Raw genomic sequence first — 18,965 nt, forward strand, 5'->3', positions numbered from 1 at the left:
GGAGCCCGGGTTCCTAGAATGGTCACGTGCCCCGGACCACGACCAGACTCCTCCCCGCCGTCGCGGCGATCCTGGTGGTCGCCGCGCTCGCCGGATGCAGCACAGCGCCGGGCAAACCGGTCGACGACTACGCGGGCGAGCCGAAGGGGGTCGACGCGCCGGCGAGCAGCGCGGGCGGAGCATCCTGGGCCGCCTGGCTCGACGGCGGCGAGCGGTTCGCGATCGTCCTCTACGGGAGCTCGACCTGCCCACCGAAGGTCGCCACCGTGTCCGCCACCGCGAACGACTCGATCACTGCCACCCTCGCGCCCGCCCCCGGCGGGGTCTGCACCCACGACTTCGTGCCCCACACCACGGTCTTCACCACGCCCGACCGCATTGCGAAAAGCGGCGAGGTGAGTGTCGTCCTGCCCGACTCGACGCTCACGCTGCCCGCCGATCGGGGCTGATCGGCCGCAATCCGCTCGGTCGCCGACGGCACGTCACGCCCACGGCGAACAGGGCCACGGGACAGGGCGAGCGGTGGTTACTCTCTTTGTATCGACGCCGAACCTGCAACGGTGTCGTACGAGGAGTAGACATGTTCGAGAGATTCACCGACCGCGCCCGCCGTGTCGTCGTCTTGGCCCAGGAAGAGGCCAAGATGCTGAACCACAACTACATCGGGACGGAGCACATCCTGCTCGGCCTGATCCACGAGGGTGAGGGCGTCGCCGCCAAGGCGCTCGAGTCGCTCGGCATCTCGCTGGACGCGGTCCGCGAGCAGGTCCAGGACATCATCGGCCAGGGCCAGCAGCAGCCGACCGGGCACATCCCGTTCACGCCGCGCGCCAAGAAGGTGCTGGAGCTCAGCCTCCGCGAGGCGCTGCAGCTCGGCCACAACTACATCGGCACGGAGCACATCCTGCTCGGCCTGATCCGCGAGGGCGAGGGCGTCGCCGCCCAGGTCCTCGTGAAGCTCGGCGCCGACCTCAACCGAGTGCGTCAGCAGGTCATCCAGCTCCTCTCCGGCTACCAGGGCAAGGAGCAGGTCCAGGTCGGGGGCAACGATCAGAACACCGCGCAGGCCGGTAGCCAGATCCTCGACCAGTTCGGCCGCAACCTCACTCAGGCCGCGCGCGACAACAAGCTCGACCCGGTGATCGGGCGCGAGAAGGAGATCGAGCGTGTGATGCAGATCCTGTCGCGCCGCTCGAAGAACAACCCGGTGCTGATCGGTGAGCCCGGCGTCGGCAAGACCGCCGTCGTCGAGGGTCTCGCGCAGGCCATCGTCCGCGGCGACGTGCCGGAGACGCTGAAGGACAAGCAGCTCTACACGCTCGACCTCGGCTCGCTCATCGCCGGTTCCCGCTACCGCGGTGACTTCGAGGAGCGCCTGAAGAAGGTCACGAAGGAGATCCGCACCCGCGGCGACATCATCACCTTCATCGACGAGATCCACACCCTCGTCGGCGCAGGTGCCGCGGAGGGCGCGATCGACGCTGCCAGCATCCTCAAGCCGCTGCTGGCCCGCGGCGAGCTGCAGACCATCGGCGCGACCACGCTCGACGAGTATCGCAAGCACTTCGAGAAGGATGCCGCGCTCGAGCGCCGCTTCCAGCCCATCCAGGTGGCCGAGCCGTCGCTGCCCCACGCGATCAACATCCTGAAGGGTCTGCGCGACCGCTACGAGGCGCACCACAAGGTGTCCATCACCGACGGCGCGATCGTGGCCGCGGCGAACCTCGCCGACCGCTACATCCAGGACCGCTTCCTCCCGGACAAGGCCATCGACCTGATCGACGAGGCCGGCGCCCGCCTGCGTCTCTCGATCCTCTCGGCGCCGCCGGAGCTGCGCGAGTTCGACGACAAGATCGCCGCCGTCCGCTCCCAGAAGGAGGGCGCGATCGAGGACCAGGACTTCGAGAAGGCCGCCAGCCTCCGCGACGAGGAGAAGAACCTCCTCGGCGAGCGGCTGCGCCTCGAGAAGCAGTGGCGTTCGGGCGAGGTCAAGACCACGGCCGAGGTCGACGAGGGTCTCATCGCCGAGGTGCTGGCCCAGGCGACCGGCATCCCGGTGTTCAAGCTCACCGAGGAGGAGTCGGCCCGGCTCGTCTACATGGAGAAGGCGCTGCACGAGCGCGTCATCGGCCAGGAGGAGGCCATCGCGGCCCTCTCGAAGACGATCCGCCGCACCCGCGCCGGCCTCAAGGACCCGAAGCGTCCGTCCGGCTCGTTCATCTTCGCCGGTCCCACCGGTGTCGGTAAGACCGAGCTGGCGAAGGCGCTCGCCGAGTTCCTGTTCGACGACGAGTCGGCCATGATCTCCCTCGACATGTCGGAGTACGGCGAGAAGCACACCGTCTCCCGTCTGTTCGGTGCCCCTCCCGGGTTCGTCGGCTTCGAGGAGGGCGGCCAGCTCACCGAGAAGGTCCGTCGCAAGCCGTTCAGCGTCGTGCTGTTCGACGAGATCGAGAAGGCGCACCCGGACATCTTCAACTCACTCCTCCAGATCCTGGAGGAGGGACGTCTGACGGATGGCCAGGGACGCGTGGTCGACTTCAAGAACACCGTCATCATCATGACCACGAACCTCGGCACGAAGGACATCTCCGGCGGCCCCGTCGGGTTCCAGATCGAGGGCGACCCGCAGACCGGCTACGACCGGATGCGCGGGAAGGTCTACGAGGAGCTGAAGAAGAACTTCAAGCCCGAGTTCCTGAACCGTGTCGACGAGATCATCGTCTTCCCGCAGCTGGACAAGAGCGAGCTCCTGCAGATCGTCGACCTGTTCATCAAGCGGCTGTCGACCCGTCTGCTCGACCGCGACATGACCATCGAGCTGACCGTCCCGGCGAAGGAGCGGCTGATCGAGGTCGGGTTCGACCCGACGCTCGGCGCCCGTCCGCTCCGCCGCGCGGTGCAGCACGAGATCGAGGACCGGCTGAGCGAGCGGATCCTGCACGGCGAGCTGAACGCGGGCGACCACGTCCACGTCGACTTCGCCGACGGGGAGTTCGTCTTCACGACGACCGCCCGCAAGGAGCCCATCGGGGCCGGCATCAACGCCACCGCCGCGATCGGCACCGGCCCGGCGACCCCGGACCTCGCAGCGAACGAGTGATCGTCGTCGCGACTGCGTGACCCACGACAAGGGCCGGCCTCTTCGGAGGCCGGCCCTTGTGGCGTCTCTGCCCGTGTGACATCTCGGGGCTCGGTAGGGTGGAACGGTGAGCGGTGAGAACGGGCCAGGGTTCAGCATCCGGCGGGCGCGGACGGGCGACGTCAAGCGCATCCAGGAACTGGTGGAACCGTTGGTGCAGCGACGCATCCTTCTCGGCAAGGAGACCGTCACGTTCTACGAGTCGGTGCAGGAGTTCCGGGTGGCGGAAGACGCCGACGGCCGCCTGATCGGCTGTGGTGCACTGCACGTGATGTGGAGCGACCTCGGGGAGGTGCGCACTCTCGCGGTCGCCGACGAATGGCTCGGCCGCGGCGTCGGCAGGGCGCTGCTCAGGCGGCTGGAGTCGGATGCGCGCGAGCTGGGCCTCGACCGGCTGTTCTGCCTGACGTTCGAGGTCGACTTCTTCGGGCGCAATGGGTTCGAGGACATGGGGGAGTCGACGGTCGACCCGCAGTTGTACGCCGAGCTGGTGCGCTCCAACGACGAGGGCGTCGCCGAGTTCCTGGACCTGGCCCGGGTGAAGCCGAACACCCTCGGCAACACGCGGATGCTGAAGCGGCTCTGAGCCGCCGCATCCGGCGTCGGCGGGGCTCGCTGAACGCTCACGGAACCTCGGGCGCGCCTGCCCGTCGCGCCGTCGCGCCCTGGCTATAGTGCGGGCATGTCGACGTTCAAGAACCCGGTCGGCCCCCAGCCCAGCGGCGTCTACTGGCGCCGCAGGCTCATCGTCCTCCTCGGCGTGATCGCCGTCGTCGTCATCATCGTCCTGATCCTCGTTCGCCCGGGCGCGTCCAACGGGGAGCCCGCGGACAAGAAGCCCGCGCCGGGGAGCACCGGGACTCCGGCCGCGGTGGCGACGAGCATCCCGACCTCCAGTGCGACGGCCGACGGCCAGCCGTGCAAGCCGGGCGACGTGAAGGTGGAGGCCGTGACCGACAAGGACGTCTATGCCGCGGGCGAGCTCCCGCAGTTGTCGGTCGCGCTGACCAACACGGGTTCGAAGGCGTGCACGATCGACGCCGGCACGGCGCAGCAGGTGTTCACGATCACCAGCGGCTCGGAGGTGTACTGGAAGTCGACGGACTGCCAGACCGACAAGGTGGATGCGGAGGTGCTGCTGGAGCCGGCGAAGACGATCTCATCGAAGGCGCCGATCACCTGGGATCGCACGCGTTCTGACCCGTCGACCTGTCAGGCGAACCGCGAGCAGGTGCCTGCCGGCGGAGCCTCGTACCACCTGGAGACGACCGTCTCGGGCGTCAAGAGCTCGGAGACCAAGCAGTTCATCCTGCAGTAGGTCGGGGCGTTCAGTCGGTGGAGTCGGCCCCGCGCACGTAGGAGCCTTCGATCTCGCGCACTTCGACGCCTGATCCGTGTCGCGTGGCCGGGTTGCGGCGGGCGATGGCGAGTGCGGCGTCGAGGTCGGGAGCGTCGATGATGCCGATGCCGGCGATCAGCTCTTTGCTCTCAGTGTAGGGGCCGTCGGTGATGCCGTCGCCTCGGACGGCGCGTGCCGCCGTGTGCGGGGCGAGGGCGTAGGCAGCCGTGAGCGCACCGGACTGGATGAGGTCGGCGGAGTGGGCGTCGTGCTCGGCGAGTTCGGCGGCGTCGTGCTCGGCGGTCGGGTCGGAGTAGATGAGGATGGCGTACTGCGGCATGGTCGTTCCTTCCGTATGACGGATGTCGTCACCAGGACGTCGTTCGGCGGCGCGTGTTTTCGACCGGCGGTCAGAACGCGGCGTCGAGTTCGCGCTCCCGATCGGTGCTGGCGGCCATGAACGCGAGGCGGAGCGCCTCGCGGACGGTGGCGCTGCGGTCGTCCACGCGCGTCGTGAAGCCGAGGCGTGCGGCCTCGGCCGTGCGCTGTTTGCCGCTCACGACCGGTCGGATCTCGCCGGCCAGGCTGATCTCGCCGAAGGCTGCGAGCGTGTGGGGGATCGCGCGTTCGGTCGCCGCCGAGGCGATGGCGAGCGCGATGGCCAGGTCGGCGCCCGGCTCGGTCAGGCGGACCCCTCCGACCGTGGACACGTAGACGTCTTTGTCGCCCAGCCGGATGCCGGCGCGGCGCTCGAGGACGGCCAGGAGCATGGCGACGCGGGACGCATCCACCCCGTTGGTGACCCGGCGCGGGTTGGGCGCCGTGGTGCCGACGACGAGCGCCTGGACCTCGACGGGGAGCGGTCTGCGCCCTTCCATCGCGACGGTGACGCAGGTGCCGGAGACCGGGGTCGTGTTCCGGCTGAGGAAGAGGCCGCTGGGATCGGTGACCTCCGCGATGCCGTCGCCGGCCATCTCGAAGCAGCCGACCTCGTCGGTAGGCCCGAAGCGGTTCTTGAGCGCGCGGATGAAGCGGAGTGCGGTCTGGCGGTCGCCCTCGAACTGGCAGACCACATCTACCAGGTGCTCGAGCAGGCGCGGACCGGCGATGGAGCCGTCTTTCGTCACGTGACCGACGATGAGGATGGGGAGATCGCGTTCTTTCGCGATGCGGATCAGCGCGCTGGCGACCTCGCGCACCTGGCTGGGCCCACCCGCGATGCCATCAGCCGAGCTGCTGGACACGGTCTGGACCGAGTCGACGATCACGAGTGTCGGGTCGACTGCGTCGATCTGCGCCACGATCGTGGACAGATCGGTCTCGGACGCGAGGTAGAGCTCGTCGTGGACGGCTCCGGTGCGCTCGGCGCGCATCCGCACCTGGCTCACCGACTCCTCGGCGCTTACGTACAGCACGCGGTTGCGGGCTCGCGCGGCGCGGGAGGCGACCTCGAGCAGCAGGGTGGACTTGCCGACGCCGGGCTCGCCGCTGAGCAGGATGGCCGCCCCGGGGACGATGCCGCCGCCGAGCACGCGATCGAACTCCCCGATGCCACTCGGCCGGCGGTTCGCGCCGTCGACGGGTGCGATGTCGGTGATCGCCCGCGCTTCGCGGCCGGCGGCGATGGTCACCGGCTTCACGGCGCGGAGTACCCCGGTCGCCTGGGCCGTCTCGGCCATTGTGCCCCACGCCTGGCACTCCGGGCAGCGGCCCACCCACTTGGCTGTGGTCCACCCGCAGTCGGAGCAGCGGTAGTTGACAGACGCCTTCGGCACGGCACCTCCTCGATCGGGGTCAACACTACGGTGAGCCACCGTCATCGGAGGGAGGATCGCGGAGGCCGTGGACAAGTCGGAGGTCGGGGCGGGTGTGAGCACATCCGTCGACGTGAGCCGACCGTCCATCGCCCCTTCTGCGTGTCGGTGCTGGCGTGCACAATGGGCCGCATGGCTGATCGTACGTTCTCCCTCCGCTCCGGCCGCGTGCTCGGGCTGACCGGCTTCGGCGACTCCGACGCCGAGCGGCTCGTGATCTTCTGCCACCCCGCCCCGGGGTCGTCCGTGTTCGATCCGGACCCGGATGCCTCGGCCGAGCGCCGCGCGCACATCGTCGCGCTCGACAGGCCGGGCTACGGATCGAGCGATCCGTGGCCCTTCGGGAGCTGGCCCAGCATCGTGCAGGCGGCCGACGACATCGCCGAGTACGTGCGCTCCGTCGTCGTCGCCGAGTCGGTTATCGGCGTCACCCGCCCCCGCACGGTCGGCGTGGTGGGCTGGTCGGCCGGCGGGCGGGTCGCGCTCGCGTTCGCGGCGCGTCATCCCCAGCTCGTCGACCGGGTCGCGATCGTCGGGACGCCCGCTCCGAATGAGGCAGTTCCCTGGATCGACCCGAAGCTGCAGCAGATGTCCGACCAGCTCGCCACACTCACGCCCGACGAGGCGATGAGCCGCCTGTCCACCATGCTCCAGCCGCAGGCCGACGCCGTCGCAACGGCCGCCGAGCCGGCGGAGGTGCCGCTGGACGCGCTCGGCATCGGCGCCGTGGACGAGCAGGCGCTGGCGCGCCCGGGAGTCCGCGACCGACTGGGCCGGATGCTGATCGACGCGTACCGCCAGGGTCCGCGCGGCGTCGCCGGCGACATCCTGAGCTACACCGCCCGTCCCTGGGGCTTCGACCTCGCGGACGTCGCCGCGAAGACGCTCGTGATCGCCGGCCAGGCGGATGCGCTGACCGGACACGCGCATGCGGCCTGGTACCAGCGGTCGCTGCCGGATGCGCGGATGGAGATGGTGCCGGGCGCCGGGCATCTGGCCATCGTCCCGACGTGGGGACGCATCCTCTCGCACGTCGCCCCCGCACACGTGACGCACTGAGCTGCGGCGTGCCGGGCGGCGGCGTGCCGAGGGTCAGGCGCTGAGGGCTTCCTGCTGCTCGGTCTCGCCGTGGCGCGGGTACAACTCGCGGGCGCGGGCGGTGACCGCCGGGAGGAACGCGGACGCCCACACGCGGTAGCCGTGGTCGTTGGGATGGAAGAGATCTTCGGCGAACTGGGTGAACGCTCCACGCAACCCCTGGCGACGCATGGTCGTGTGGAGGGGAACCACCGTGAGTCCTCGGGCGGTGGCCTCCTCGCGCAGGATGCGGTTGCCCTCGGCGACGAGCCGTTCGTTCCATGGCAGGTAGAAGTAGGGCAGGTCGGCCACGATCGCGTGCGGCGGCAGCCCGGCGAACACTGCGCGCATCCCCTCGCGGAAGCGATCCGGATCGAATGCCGCGATGTCGTTGGCGCCGATCGACACCGTGACGATGTCGGGCTCGAGGCTCGCGAAGCGCGGCAGCTGGTCGGCAACGGCCAGGGCGACCGTCGCGCCGGAGACCGAGAGGTTGACGATCCGCACGGACCGACCCGTGACGGCACGCAGGTGGTCGGCGATCACACCGACGTAACTGTTCTTGGGGGCGGAGGCGCCGATCCCCTGGGCGGCACTGTCGCCGATGGCCACGTAGAGCAGCTCGCCCGGGTCTTTCGCGGCATCCCGCCACCACTTCGAGTGGATGGGCAGCATCTCGTTGAGCCGCACCCGCCCCTCGGCGACGGCCGCACGCTTCGCCTGGACACGCTGCCACCCGACGGCGGTGAGAACGGCCCCGGCCACCAGTCCGGCCGCGGCCGCGAGGATGCGACGGAGAGCTTTCATGGACGGAACAGTACCCCGGACCGCCGACCCCGCGATGCCCACTCCGCCCGATTGGAGACGACCGCGGGAATCGCGTACGATAGTCCGCGGTACCGTGTCCGAGCGGCCGAAGGTGCAACTCTCGAAAAGTTGTGTGGGTGAAAGCCCACCGTGGGTTCAAATCCCACCGGTACCGCCACGTGCAAGCCCCCGCGATCCTAGTGTTTACAAGGAATCCGGGGGTTTTCGCGTTCCCGGGATCGGGCGTTTGACTACATTTTGACTACATCTGTAGCCGTCGCCCGAGCTGCATCAAGGGCTAGGGCAACAGCATCCAGGTCGTCGTCGAAGAGATCTGCGTACGTGTCCAAGGTCATTGCCGCAGATGAATGCCCAAGCATCCGCTGCACAGCCTTGACGTTGGCCCCGGCGCTGATCGCCAAGCTCGCGGCCGTGTGCCGTAGGTCATGGATCGTGACACGTGGGAAGTTCTTGTCGAGCGCCTGTGATCGTGTGATCGCAGAGACATACCAACCCCGGCGACGGTCTGGTTGGTGCAGGTAGCTGTCCCCGTCGCCGAAGACCAATTGCGATGAGGTCTTGTTCTCGGTGAGTGCTTCTAGGAGCGGAGCGAGGAACGGCGGAAACGGGACGCTGCGGGCTTCGCCCGTTTTCGGTGTGCCGACATGAATCGTGCCCGAGACCTCTACTGCGTTCTCGTGTACGTCGACACGTCGGCGATTCAGATCCACATCGCTCACATGCAGGGCGGTCGCTTCGCCCCATCGCAGGCCGGTATAGCCGAGGAACAGGACCATGGTCCGGTGCTTCTTCGCGCTATCTGCGAGGAGATCGACTTGCGCGTGGCTGAGGTACTTGTGCTTCCCCTTGAGTTTTCGAGGTAGGTTGACGCCGCGCGCTGGGTTCGAGGGAATCCGGCGGTCCATTACGGCGGTATCGAGGATTCCCGCGAGGACGCCGTAGGCGCGGAGGACGGTTGTCGCAGAGCGTGGTTTGCCGTCACCCTTACTGAAAGCTGTCACCCAGTTTTGTACCTCGGAGTGACGTATCTCGCCCACTGGCCGACTTCCCCATTTGGGCTCGACGTGCAGCCGCCAGGCGATCTCGACCGGCCTGAGTGATGAGGGCTTTAGATGGTGCTGGTTGGCCAGCCACTCGGCACCGAGGGCGCTGATTGTGGACCGTGAGGCGCGAGCATCAAGGAACTCGCCACGAGCCTTCGCGACTTCGATGGAAGCCAGGAAGAGCTCGGCGTCTCGCTTTGTTCGGAAGCCGCGCTTGCCGGTGAGGTCGCGCTCCGGTGTTCTGTACTGGACGCGGTAGCGCTTGCCGCCGGCCGTTTCGTATGCGTGAATGCTCCCCATACCTCAGCTCCGATCGCCGATCGAGGCTTTGAGCCGCGACCATTGGATTGCGTCAGGCTACGCGCGAGCGCCGACATCCCGCCTTCCGGAGATGGACCACAAGTGGCGATGACGGCAGTCTCGGGCAGACTGGTCCGGTGGAACGGCAACCTCCGGAGCCGAAGCCTTGGGGTGCTTCGGACGATGAAGCAATCGAACTGTGCCGCGAGTGGATGATCTACCTCGGCGCTGCGGATACCGTTGTGGCCTCTGGAGCAGCGGTTCAGGCGTGCGACCTCTACGGTGCGAAGTTCCTTGCCTGGGTTGAGAACCAGCCCGGCAATCTCGACATCGAACGAGTGAACCGAGCGGCGACTGTGTCCGCAGCTGACGGCCGCCCGGCGCTGATCTTCGTCAGACACGGTGTACTCCCGGACGCTCGCGAGAGGGCCGATGAACTCGGGGTCGCAGTCTTCGGTTTCGATCCGAAGGGTGGAACTCTCGATGGAGTCAACTTGCTCGGGCGCGCATTGAGCGCGAATGGTTTGAGCGAGTAGGACTCTCAGTTGGTTCAATTGAGGCCCACTGACGCGTTCTGAGGAGCCGGCGCTCCGGCGATCGGGCCGGAGGCCGACTGGGCAGCTCTCCGGAGTTCGCTCCGCGCTGCTGCGCGCGACTTCTCCATTGTCTCTTCCACCGTTCGGCGTTGCATCGACTCGACTAGTTGAGTTCGGGCGGAGTTTTGGGTCGGAGCCACAAGTACTGCGACGTTGTTCACTTTTCCGCGCGTGAGCCCGACATAGAGGCCGGCCGCGTCGACTCCCGGTCCAACCAGGGAGCGGTCTGTCGTTTCCCCTTGCACCCCATAGACAGTTGTCGCGTACGCGAGGTGAATGTGCGCTTCGGCGTAAGCCAAGCTGACCTTTCTCAGGTCGGTCGAGTCCGTGCTCGCGGCAAGAATCACATGGTCTTTGCCAATTGTCTTCACGATCCAGTTCTGACGATTCTCGACGTCGGCAGTACTGTCATTGCGCCGCGTCTGCACCACATCACCAGCGAAGATCGCCTGGCCAGCCTGCCCATATAGCGTGCGGGTGGTCGAAATCGATCCTGCCTCGATCCGCCGGGCTTGGATCGCCTCGCTGATTTCTTGTGCCTCAGCGTGTGTCGCAGTCACAAGAGAGATGGTCTCTCGACGTTGCATGGCCTCGAACCAACCATTGACCATTGCGTCTCGCGCTGAGACATCGTTATCCGTCATCACAACGTGGTCAGTTCGGATGAGCGCGTCAGCGACATCCTGCATAGCTTGCTGATCCTGCGGGTCGCGAACTCGCAGCGTGAGGTCTGCCCACGCGGGATCTTTGAAGCGATGGGTAGTTCTGAGTTGCACACGATCGGCGGAGCGACGCCAGAACAGAGCCATCGCACCTGAGTGACCGACTGGCAAAGCTTGGAGTTCATCACCGATAAGGGCGACTCCTGCGCCGGTGCGGGCGATGACGTCGACAAGGGCTGATCCGGCCTCGAGGTCCAGCATTCCTGCCTCATCCACGACTATGCGGTCGCCGGGGCTAATACTGATACGCGGGCCGCGATAGATGCCGCCTGAGATCGGGTCGATCTCGCCGATCGAGAGGCGCGACCAAACAGTTGCACCGGACGCGTCGGCAGCCCAACGCCACCCGAACTCGTGAAGAAATTGGTGGAGCGAGGACGAGGCACTCATCGTCTCGCGTCCCGCAACGGACGACGCCTTCTTGGTAGGGGCGACAATGATCATCTTGTGGCCGCGTCGCTGAAGCGCAGCTCCCGCGACCTTGAGCATTGTGGTCTTTCCTGTACCGGCCGGCCCGGAGACGACCACGTTGCGCGAGGTGCCACCGAGAGCAGCAGCGCCCAAGAGCTGTTCGTTGTCCAGGGTCCGACTTGGGTCGAGTGCATTGCTGATTGCGACGACCTCGTCCTTACCTAGCATCTTCCCTGGCGCGGACAGCGCGTCGACGTGGTGTGCGAGAGTTGCCTTAAGGGTTGCGGTCGAGGTCGCCATGAGGTGCTTGACGTGCTTCGGGGCGTCCAGTTCGGAAATCAGGGTCACCGTGTTTGAGTGAGCCACGAGTTCGTCGGCGAGCTTGGCGAGTTCCTCTCGGTCGGCGACAACGCCAGTCGCGGCGATCGCGCGGAGCGCACCGGCCCGAACGTCCATCAAGCTGAAACGACCACCGCTGCCGGTCGACCGGGCGTCAGCGTCGACGACGGCCTTGGCTGCCAGCAACTCGAGGTCGAGATCCTGGACGGCGACGCTAGATAGTCGCGCAGGAGAACGTCGCACGCCGAGTGTGGGGTCGGCGGCAAAGAGTTCTTCACGGACGAGCGTGGCCCAGCCGTCTTCGTCCAGGTCGCCGGGCTTGTTGGGCCGGCCGACAGCCCACGCCCAGTGGTCGATCTGACTGAACACATCGTGGGAGGGCTCCTCCCCGGGATGCTGTTGCCTCCACCAAGCGATCCGGGCGATCCTGTTGGCTTCGATCTGCGCGGAACGCTTCGACAGCGGCCGCACGAGGTGCTGCAACTGGGCGATCTCGCCGTCCTCGTTGAGAGTGAAGCCTTTCGCCGTAAGAGCACCGATCCAGGCCGGGTCGGTGCGGGAGGCGAGGTCGCCTTCGGCGTTGATCACGTTCTGGAACCGCAATGCGACGCGGGTGTCGATGTTCGACCACTTGCCGTCTTCGCCTTGGACTTTGACGTTCAGCCACAGGTGGCGGTGCTTGTGCGGGTCCAGCGAGCGGGAACGCTCGTGGCGGAGCTCGACGACCTCGATCCGGACCAGGTTCTCCCGGATGGCGCCGCCCTTGCCGCGGCGCGCGTTGAGCTCTGACTGCCACAGCTTGATGATCCGGTCTCGGAGCCGGTCTTGGAGGTCCTCGTACGCGGCGGCGAGGTCAGGGTCGAGCATGGCCGCGATCGAGAACGACTTCGGTGCGTTGATCGTCGCATCCAAGATCAGATCGGCGACTGGGGACTCGAGGTCGCGGCCGCGCCGCTCACCGGTGAGCGGGTCGAGGCCGTCGACCCAGGCTTTGAGCCGGTCGCGGGAGAGGAGGTCGTCGCGGATGGCACCGTTCTCGACGATGTACCGGGTCATGACGGCGTCGGCGTAGCCGGCGGCGGCGATGACACCATCGGGGGTCTTCGCGGTGAGGGTGGCGTCACAGCTGCCGCTGAAGGCGTAGTTGACCGCTTGCTTGACCCCGTGGGACTGCTGTCCCCGCTTCCACCTGGCTGCGCCACCTCGCACCTCCCTCACCTCCCTTCTCGTCTGGTCGTGGTCCGGCTTCTACCGGAGCTCAGACTTTTCGCCCTCACTTAGTACTTCCGGTTCGGGAGGTGTCTTGGCGCGCTTTGAGCGCGCACCGACGTCTTTCCGGCACGTCGCTCACTACCGCTTCGGCCGGGACGCGCCAAATCCGGTTCGGCAGCGACGACAGGCCGGAGCTGCGATGCGGTGCAGTCCCGGGAACGAATGCCCTCATACCTACACGTTGTGTTCCCGAGCCGGTTTTGACGCGCAAATCCGGAATTCGTGGGAGATGTGTTTTCCGGCCGGCGATGCTGACGCATCAATGACCCGGCGGCGTAGCTCGATGGGTTAGTGGTTTGCGGTATGCGGCGATCGCTCTTCCGGAGCGAGTGGGGTGAGGTTTACGAACGGGACGCACGCCGTCTCAGCGGTGAGTGCGGCGAGCCATCCAATCGGCGTGTGCGGGTCGGCGGCGATGGCCCATCCGTCGGTCACGTAGCGGCTGGTGGTCTCCACGCACTCCTTTTTCTCGGCCGCGGTCGGGTTCGCGGATCCCGCCACCCCGATGAGCCCGCGTTGCAGTTCTGGTGCCATGTTGCTGGTGTCGATGATGAATACCCGCATCCCACTCGCTCCTTATGGTCGATCGTTTTTGAGCGCCTTTCCGGCGGGTGATCGAGAGCGAGTGGGAGGTGTGCAGTGCTGGGTCGGTGGAGTACCGGCGGGGGGGCGGAGCGGAGTGAGGATACGCCGCGAAAGCCCGGCACGGAGCACCGGGAGCGAGCTACGATCGGGCGACGGAAAGGCCCTCAAACCTCAAAGGCAGCGGCGCGTGCGGCGACCTCGACCTATGGCTCGTGAGGACACGAATGTGGCCGTCGTCTCTGGTGACGACATGCGAACGCCGCAAGTAGACGTCGTCGTTCACCTGGATCATGGCCCGGAACACGGATCACTCGACGCTGGGCGCCGCTCAGATCTCGGCAGCCAGGTTGACGTGCGACCCCTTTCAACAGGGCCGGCACGGGCCGTTCCACTTAAGTGCCTACGTGCATTGGCCTTTTCGGTTGCCTCCTTATCGTGCACCCATATATGTTCGCTGCCTACTTGTCGTTCGCGCCTCATCTTCGTTGCCCCCTTCCGTCTCGCGCTTTCCTTCCGTTTCCATCCTCCTTCCTCCATCCCTGGCGCCCAGAGTCGTTGGCAATACCTTGGACAGGTTGCGTGGGCGTGTCTGGGATCTTGTAATGGGCCTCGCCCATGTAAGTTCACCCTTGACGCAGACGGGGGAGAACCTTGACAGAACTTTCGGCAACCGGATCAGACCTTTCTCATCCGGGTGGCTTGTCTCGACGCTCGCTCGTGTTGGGCGCATCAGGACTTGCCGGTTTGTTCGCCCTAGGGGTGCCAGCTCTCGACGCACAGCGAGCGACTGCTGCTTCGGTGGCGCCGCAATCTGCTGCGGATATGTCAAACCTCGCGCTATCTCTCGTTGGCATGAATTTCGCCTCACTGAGGTCCGGGCCCTTGAGCGGGGACGCTCCGTGGAATTCCTGGGGGCCGTCGGATTGGTGTGCCTGGCTTGCCTCGTGGCTAGTACGTGTCGGTGGAGCCGGGATGCATCCAACTGTTACCGACTTGTGGCAGCAATTTCCACCGGTTTCAAGCCCTCAGCAGGGCGACATCATTCGCTACACGTACGGCCATGTGGGAGTGGTGGTGGCGGTCAATGCCGATGGCACACCACAGACAGTCGAAGGAAACACGGGCAGCGACAACTTCAATCTGTCCTATGTCAAACACCGGATGGCACCGTGGACGTACCCGGTCGTGTACTCGCGGCCTTCGTACCCGCTGATCGGTTCCTCGCCCGTGACGGGTGGGTCCTCGATTCAGCAATACCTCGCCCCGACCGCGCTCGTTCTCAGCAGCGGGGTCATAGCGCTCTATTCCATCAGGCGGGACGGGAACCTGTGGGGTACTAACCAGCAGTCGGTCGGCGGTTCCTTCTCGACCTGGACACCGATAGGTTCAACTCCTGGAAATCTGGTGGGACGGCCAGCCATCGTTCAACTCCCAAGCGGCGCCATCGCGGCTTACGCTCGTACATCTACGGGGACAATTGTTGGCTGCTCGCAGGCAACGGTAGGTGGGTCGTTTGGGCCTTGGGTGCTCCTCGGCTCGTCTGGAGGTGTGGCTGGCGACCCCGCTGCACTGGTACTGCGAAACGGCACAATCGCAATCTATGTCACTACCGGAGCGGGAGGCTTGTCCGGAATCTGCCAGACGTCCGTTGGCGGGTCGTTCGGAACCTGGACAGCGATCGGCGGTCCGTCGTCAACCCTTTACGGCCGACCCGCAGCGATCCAAACACCAGGTGGCGCGATTGTGGTCTACGCAAGCGGAACGGATGGATACGTCTATGGAGCCGGACAATCAGCCGCGGGAGGAGCTTTTGGAAACTGGTCGGTGATGGGAGCAGCTGGCGGGGGCATCGCGTCCGAGCCGACGGCGACGTATCAGAACGGTCTCATCTCCCTCTTTGCCTTGACCACGAGCAACACGATCGCGCGCGTCTCTCAACAATCCGTGGGCGGAGCCTTCCCGACTTGGGAGTCTCTAGGAACGCCAGGGCCAGGGGCGAACCAAGGCGCACCATCTGCAACCGTTCTACAGTCAGGCCAGGCTGTGGTGTATGCGCATGGTGCTGATAGCCGTATCTACGGAACCACCTTGACCTCGGGCCAGGCGAGCGGCTGGACCGCGATCGGAACCAACGGCGGAGGTGTTGCCGCTTCGCCTGCCTCGTTGCAGACACCCAGTGGACTTATCACCGTGTACTCCATTTCCGACGCCGGAACCATCGTTGGCTCGAGTCAGACCTCGGTCGGTGGGGGTTTCGGCACCTGGATCTCTATTTGAGCAAATCCGTTGATGTAGCCAATGCTGTACGCGCCGGTGCGGAGCCCGTCGAGGTCGCCCACTTTGTAGCGACAGACTCACATCAGGGACCAGGTCAAATGACGCCGAGCTAGGCGTCAAGGGGCTGACCCCTCGCGGCACGGAGTCCGGCGAAGCGACCTACGATCAACCACCGAAGGTCCGACCAGGTGTCTCTCGCGGCCCGCCGCAGCTTGCACCGGATCCGATACGACAGGACCGGTGGTCGGCAACGTTTTGCTTCGACGGCTGGGCCAGCTGATCTCGTGGCAGATACGCGGGTCGGGGGCGTCGGAGATCAGCTGCAACCGCTGCAGGCGTCCGCCGACTGGAACCAGTGGAGCCGCCTGCGGCGGCGCTGTTCTTTGTGGGTTTGTGTGTCTTTCCGCGGGGCGATCGTAGCTCGTTCCCGCGGCTTACCGTGCCGGGCTTTCGCGGCATATCCTCCCTCCGCTTCGCTCCAGTCCGGTATTCCACGATCCCGACACTCACGCCGCTCCCACTCGCAATCGATCTCTCCGCCGGAAAGGCAAACAAAACGATCGAGCAGGGGAGTGAACGATCATGCGGGTATTCATCATCGACACCACACACATGGGCCCAGAACTGCAACGGGGACTGATCGGGGTGGTCGGCTCCACCAGCCCGACACCGGAGGAGAAGAAGGAATGCGTGGACACGGTCAGCCGGTATGCGGTGGATGGGTGGGCGATCGCCGCCGACCCACACACCCTCATCGGACACCTGGCGGCTCTGACCGCTGAGACGGCGTGCGTTCCGTTCCTGGCGTTGGATCGGGTTCGCCGGGCCGGCGGCGCGGTGACCGCAGCGCCGACGGCCTGCGCCCCCCTGCGCGGGCTCGACTGACCGGCGCCGAGACGCAGTTGTGGGTCCGGCCCTCCATGGCGGGACCCACAACTCGGGTTTCAGTCTTCGCCGCCGTCGGCGACCTCCTGGTGTGGGTGCGCGTTGTCCGCTCCCGTCGGGTCGTCGGTGTCGGTGCCGGTGATGATGCGTTCGACGTCGCTGAGTGTGTAGCCCCAGGCGGCGAGTTGGGTGAAGTAGGCGGCGTCGGTCGGGGACGGGGTGCGCCAGGTTTGTTTGCTGGTGACGCTTTCGCACGCCCCGAGGACGATGGCCAGCGCGACGTGTTGTGCCTTGCCCGGGTTGTGCTCGAGGAGGGCGGCGAGCTTGTCGGCTTCGAAGTATCCGGAGGGTTCAACGCCGAGTAGCTGGTGGGCGAGTTCGTTGCCTTCCCGGGTGGCGGTGCTGATCGCCTGCCGGTGCACGGTGAGACCGCGTGCGATCACCAGTCCCGTGTCTTTGGGGAGTGTTTTGCGGGCGATGAGGGTGGTGAGCCAGTCGCGGCGGACGACTTCGGCGGAGGCCCAGGCCTTGTTGTTGGCGATCAGGGTGCGACGTTCCGCCTTCTGCTCCTCCGTCATTGGTCCGCTGTCGGACCCGCTGTTGCTGTACGTGTGGAATCCTGCGGCCTTGGCGTCGTGGAGGAAGTAAGTGATGGTGGGGTCGCCGTCGGCGTACACGCGAACATGTGCCGCACGCCCTGCGATGTTCTCGATGTGTTCGACGGTTACGCGGTCGTTCTCGGCGGTGAGGAGTTCGCTGATCCGGGTGTATTGGGTGTCGTAGTAGCCGGGGTCGGTGTCGAGGATTTCGTATCCGCGCGCGGCTAGGTCGGCTTCGGCGTCCGCTTTGGCTTGTGCGCGGATCTTTTCGTCGCGTGCCCGCTGGGCCGCGTGCAGGAACTGCGCCGGGTCGGTGGTCGCGACCTGGATCAGCTCGGCACGGGTGTGTTCGTCGGTGTCGAATTCGATGAGCACGGCGGCCTGGTCCAGGGTGAGCGGGTGCTCGTGGAGCGCGGTCGCGGCTGCCGAGTTTTCGGTGACGGCGAGGGCAGTTTTGACCTCTCGGGTTTTGCTGCCGGTGCGGCGGGCGATGGCGGTGATCGTGAGACCTTCGAACGCGAGCTGCTGGAACCCGGCGGCCCGGTCCCCATCGGTGAGCGGTTCACGCTGGTCGTTCTCCACCATTTGTTGCACGATCCGCTCCGTGGCATGTCGTCGGCCTCGACCAGGTAGACGGGGATGGTGGCGAGTTGCGCTTCACGGGCGGCGAAGACTCGGCGTTGCCCGGCCCGGACGGTGATGGTCCCGTCGGGGTTGTGGTGGGCGAGGACGGGGGTGAGGACCCCGTTCTCGCGGATGGATTGCACGAAGGCGGGGGTGATGGGTGCGGTGGGTCGCACGTTCTCTTCCAGCAGGAGGGTGTGCGGGTCCAGGTGCTGGATGGTTCCGGTGACGGTGGTGTCGTTCATGGTGTTGCTTCTTTCGATCAACTGGTTTGGTTCGCCTGTCTGGCAAGAGGATCGAGAGGGAAGCGGAGGCGGTGCAGTGCCGGGTCCGTGGAATACCGCAGCGCAGCGAGGATATGCCGCGAAAGCCCGGAACGCAGCCGCCGCAGCGACCTACGATCAGCTGGCCAGGCAGGCGGACAACCCGGGCAAGCAGAGCGCCGCTCGCGGCTCCTCTGAGGTTGGGATGCTACTTGCGGTGAACGAGGTTCCCGGCGACCCACACATAGATGGGGGACCGGGTCCCTTCGGGAACGTAGCGGATCAACACCAGGCCGCCGGTTGTCCAGGCCAGTGCTTCACCGTCGACCAGTTGCACATCGGTGTAGGCCACCTGGACCGGCACGTGAACCATCACCGGCACGGGTTGCGGTTCGTCCCGGCGTCGACCGCTGGCCCGCACCACATCCTCCGGGATGCTGATCGGTCGCGGCTGTCGCTCGGCCGCTTCAGCGAGCTCCGACAACGGTTTCGAGTAGACGTCGTAGCGCTTGTTCGTACCCACGGCTCAGGCCGGGTCGACGTCGATCAGGACCCAGCCTGCCCCCTGGCGCTGCGCCCGGATCATGCGCACATCCGCAGGGTCCTGCTCCGCGCGACCGATCACTGACCAACCCGGCAGTTGCTCGGCCAGGTGCGCCAGGGCGCGTCCTGAGCCGGCGCGGTGCGGATCTGTTCAGCTCCCACGACCCGGTATCGGTTCCCGGCCCAGAAGAGGCGGGTTGGTGTCCCGTGTTCGGTCCAGACGTGGATGATGTCGGCGGCGGGCGCGATGCTCATGACCAGGAGCTCCAAACTGCTTAGCGTCACCCCATTGCACCACAATTCGAA

The 18,965-nt window shown here is 66.3% G+C and carries 17 protein-coding genes, 1 tRNA gene and 1 pseudogene; 9 read left to right on the top strand and 10 right to left on the bottom strand.

All coding sequences use genetic code 11. From position 1 onward, the window contains the following. Positions 1 to 26 precede the first annotated feature (26 nt). The 4 genes from BLR91_RS02140 (at position 27) to BLR91_RS02155 (ending at position 4,460) form a co-directional block, all read left to right on the top strand. Complete coding sequence (locus tag BLR91_RS02140) at positions 27 to 449, top strand: hypothetical protein (protein WP_018192114.1); 423 nt, start codon at positions 27 to 29, stop codon at positions 447 to 449. A gap of 131 nt (positions 450 to 580) precedes the next feature. Beyond that, positions 581 to 3,103, top strand: coding sequence for an ATP-dependent Clp protease ATP-binding subunit (locus BLR91_RS02145; protein ID WP_018192113.1), 2,523 nt, complete (start codon positions 581 to 583; stop codon positions 3,101 to 3,103). A 106-nt stretch (positions 3,104 to 3,209) separates the two neighbouring features. Further along, positions 3,210 to 3,728 (top strand): amino-acid N-acetyltransferase, encoded by a 519-nt coding sequence (locus BLR91_RS02150; protein WP_018192112.1) that lies wholly within the window; start codon positions 3,210 to 3,212, stop codon positions 3,726 to 3,728. 96 nt (positions 3,729 to 3,824) lie between these two features. Then, on the top strand, positions 3,825 to 4,460 hold the full coding sequence (locus BLR91_RS02155) for a hypothetical protein (protein ID WP_089877538.1): 636 nt from the start codon (positions 3,825 to 3,827) through the stop codon (positions 4,458 to 4,460). A 10-nt stretch (positions 4,461 to 4,470) separates the two neighbouring features. On the opposite strand, the gene BLR91_RS02160 is transcribed toward BLR91_RS02155, so the two are convergent. Together BLR91_RS02160 and radA are read right to left on the bottom strand one after the other, a co-directional pair. Beyond that, positions 4,471 to 4,821 (bottom strand): YciI family protein, encoded by a 351-nt coding sequence (locus BLR91_RS02160; RefSeq protein ID WP_089877535.1) that lies wholly within the window; start codon positions 4,819 to 4,821, stop codon positions 4,471 to 4,473. Positions 4,822 to 4,891: 70 nt separating this feature from the next. Continuing rightward, positions 4,892 to 6,256 carry a DNA repair protein RadA gene (radA, locus tag BLR91_RS02165; RefSeq protein ID WP_089877532.1) on the bottom strand — a complete coding sequence of 455 codons (1,365 nt, stop codon included), beginning with the start codon at positions 6,254 to 6,256 and terminating at the stop codon, positions 4,892 to 4,894. A 171-nt stretch (positions 6,257 to 6,427) separates the two neighbouring features. Between radA and BLR91_RS02170 the strand changes: the two genes are divergently transcribed. Then, positions 6,428 to 7,354, top strand: a complete 927-nt coding sequence (locus BLR91_RS02170; RefSeq protein WP_089881611.1) for an alpha/beta fold hydrolase — start codon at positions 6,428 to 6,430, stop codon at positions 7,352 to 7,354. 33 nt (positions 7,355 to 7,387) lie between these two features. Here BLR91_RS02170 and BLR91_RS02175 read toward each other — a convergent pair whose 3' ends face one another. After that, positions 7,388 to 8,179 carry an SGNH/GDSL hydrolase family protein gene (locus BLR91_RS02175; protein WP_089877530.1) on the bottom strand — a complete coding sequence of 264 codons (792 nt, stop codon included), beginning with the start codon at positions 8,177 to 8,179 and terminating at the stop codon, positions 7,388 to 7,390. An 88-nt stretch (positions 8,180 to 8,267) separates the two neighbouring features. On the opposite strand from BLR91_RS02175, the gene BLR91_RS02180 reads away from it, so the two are divergent. Next, positions 8,268 to 8,357: transfer RNA gene (locus BLR91_RS02180), tRNA-Ser, on the top strand. 73 nt (positions 8,358 to 8,430) lie between these two features. On the opposite strand, the gene BLR91_RS02185 is transcribed toward BLR91_RS02180, so the two are convergent. Further along, a complete protein-coding gene (locus BLR91_RS02185) occupies positions 8,431 to 9,543 on the bottom strand; it encodes a tyrosine-type recombinase/integrase (RefSeq protein ID WP_089877527.1) in 1,113 nt (370 codons plus the stop codon). 137 nt (positions 9,544 to 9,680) lie between these two features. Here BLR91_RS02185 and BLR91_RS19915 point away from each other — a divergent pair, with 137 nt between their 5' ends. Continuing rightward, on the top strand, positions 9,681 to 10,079 hold the full coding sequence (locus tag BLR91_RS19915) for a hypothetical protein (RefSeq protein WP_157694690.1): 399 nt from the start codon (positions 9,681 to 9,683) through the stop codon (positions 10,077 to 10,079). 14 nt (positions 10,080 to 10,093) lie between these two features. On the opposite strand, the gene BLR91_RS02190 is transcribed toward BLR91_RS19915, so the two are convergent. Beyond that, positions 10,094 to 12,829, bottom strand: a complete 2,736-nt coding sequence (locus BLR91_RS02190; protein WP_231918795.1) for an AAA family ATPase — start codon at positions 12,827 to 12,829, stop codon at positions 10,094 to 10,096. A 342-nt stretch (positions 12,830 to 13,171) separates the two neighbouring features. Beyond that, the gene (locus BLR91_RS02195) at positions 13,172 to 13,447 is read right to left on the bottom strand and encodes a hypothetical protein (RefSeq protein ID WP_089877524.1); all 276 of its coding nucleotides are present in this window, start codon (positions 13,445 to 13,447) and stop codon (positions 13,172 to 13,174) included. 873 nt (positions 13,448 to 14,320) lie between these two features. Between BLR91_RS02195 and BLR91_RS20435 the strand changes: the two genes are divergently transcribed. Both BLR91_RS20435 and BLR91_RS02205 read left to right on the top strand, forming a co-directional pair. Next, positions 14,321 to 15,745, top strand: coding sequence for a CHAP domain-containing protein (locus BLR91_RS20435; protein WP_442911338.1), 1,425 nt, complete (start codon positions 14,321 to 14,323; stop codon positions 15,743 to 15,745). Between the two features lie 582 nt (positions 15,746 to 16,327). After that, positions 16,328 to 16,630 carry a hypothetical protein gene (locus BLR91_RS02205; protein WP_089877518.1) on the top strand — a complete coding sequence of 101 codons (303 nt, stop codon included), beginning with the start codon at positions 16,328 to 16,330 and terminating at the stop codon, positions 16,628 to 16,630. 59 nt (positions 16,631 to 16,689) lie between these two features. Here BLR91_RS02205 and BLR91_RS02210 read toward each other — a convergent pair whose 3' ends face one another. From BLR91_RS02210 to BLR91_RS19920, 4 genes and pseudogenes are all read right to left on the bottom strand, one after another. Further along, positions 16,690 to 17,814, bottom strand: coding sequence for a chromosome partitioning protein (locus tag BLR91_RS02210; protein WP_231918796.1), 1,125 nt, complete (start codon positions 17,812 to 17,814; stop codon positions 16,690 to 16,692). Positions 17,815 to 17,852: 38 nt separating this feature from the next. Continuing rightward, positions 17,853 to 18,098, bottom strand: a pseudogene (locus tag BLR91_RS20440) (ParB/Srx family N-terminal domain-containing protein); the annotation flags it as partial. 226 nt (positions 18,099 to 18,324) lie between these two features. Beyond that, positions 18,325 to 18,639: a hypothetical protein gene (locus BLR91_RS02220; protein WP_089877508.1), complete on the bottom strand. Its 315-nt coding sequence runs from the start codon at positions 18,637 to 18,639 to the stop codon at positions 18,325 to 18,327. 98 nt (positions 18,640 to 18,737) lie between these two features. Beyond that, positions 18,738 to 18,914, bottom strand: a complete 177-nt coding sequence (locus BLR91_RS19920; protein ID WP_157694689.1) for a hypothetical protein — start codon at positions 18,912 to 18,914, stop codon at positions 18,738 to 18,740. Positions 18,915 to 18,965 lie beyond the last annotated feature (51 nt).

Origin of the sequence: Leifsonia sp. 466MF (assembly GCF_900100265.1) — a bacterium.
Lineage (GTDB): Bacteria > Actinomycetota > Actinomycetes > Actinomycetales > Microbacteriaceae > Leifsonia.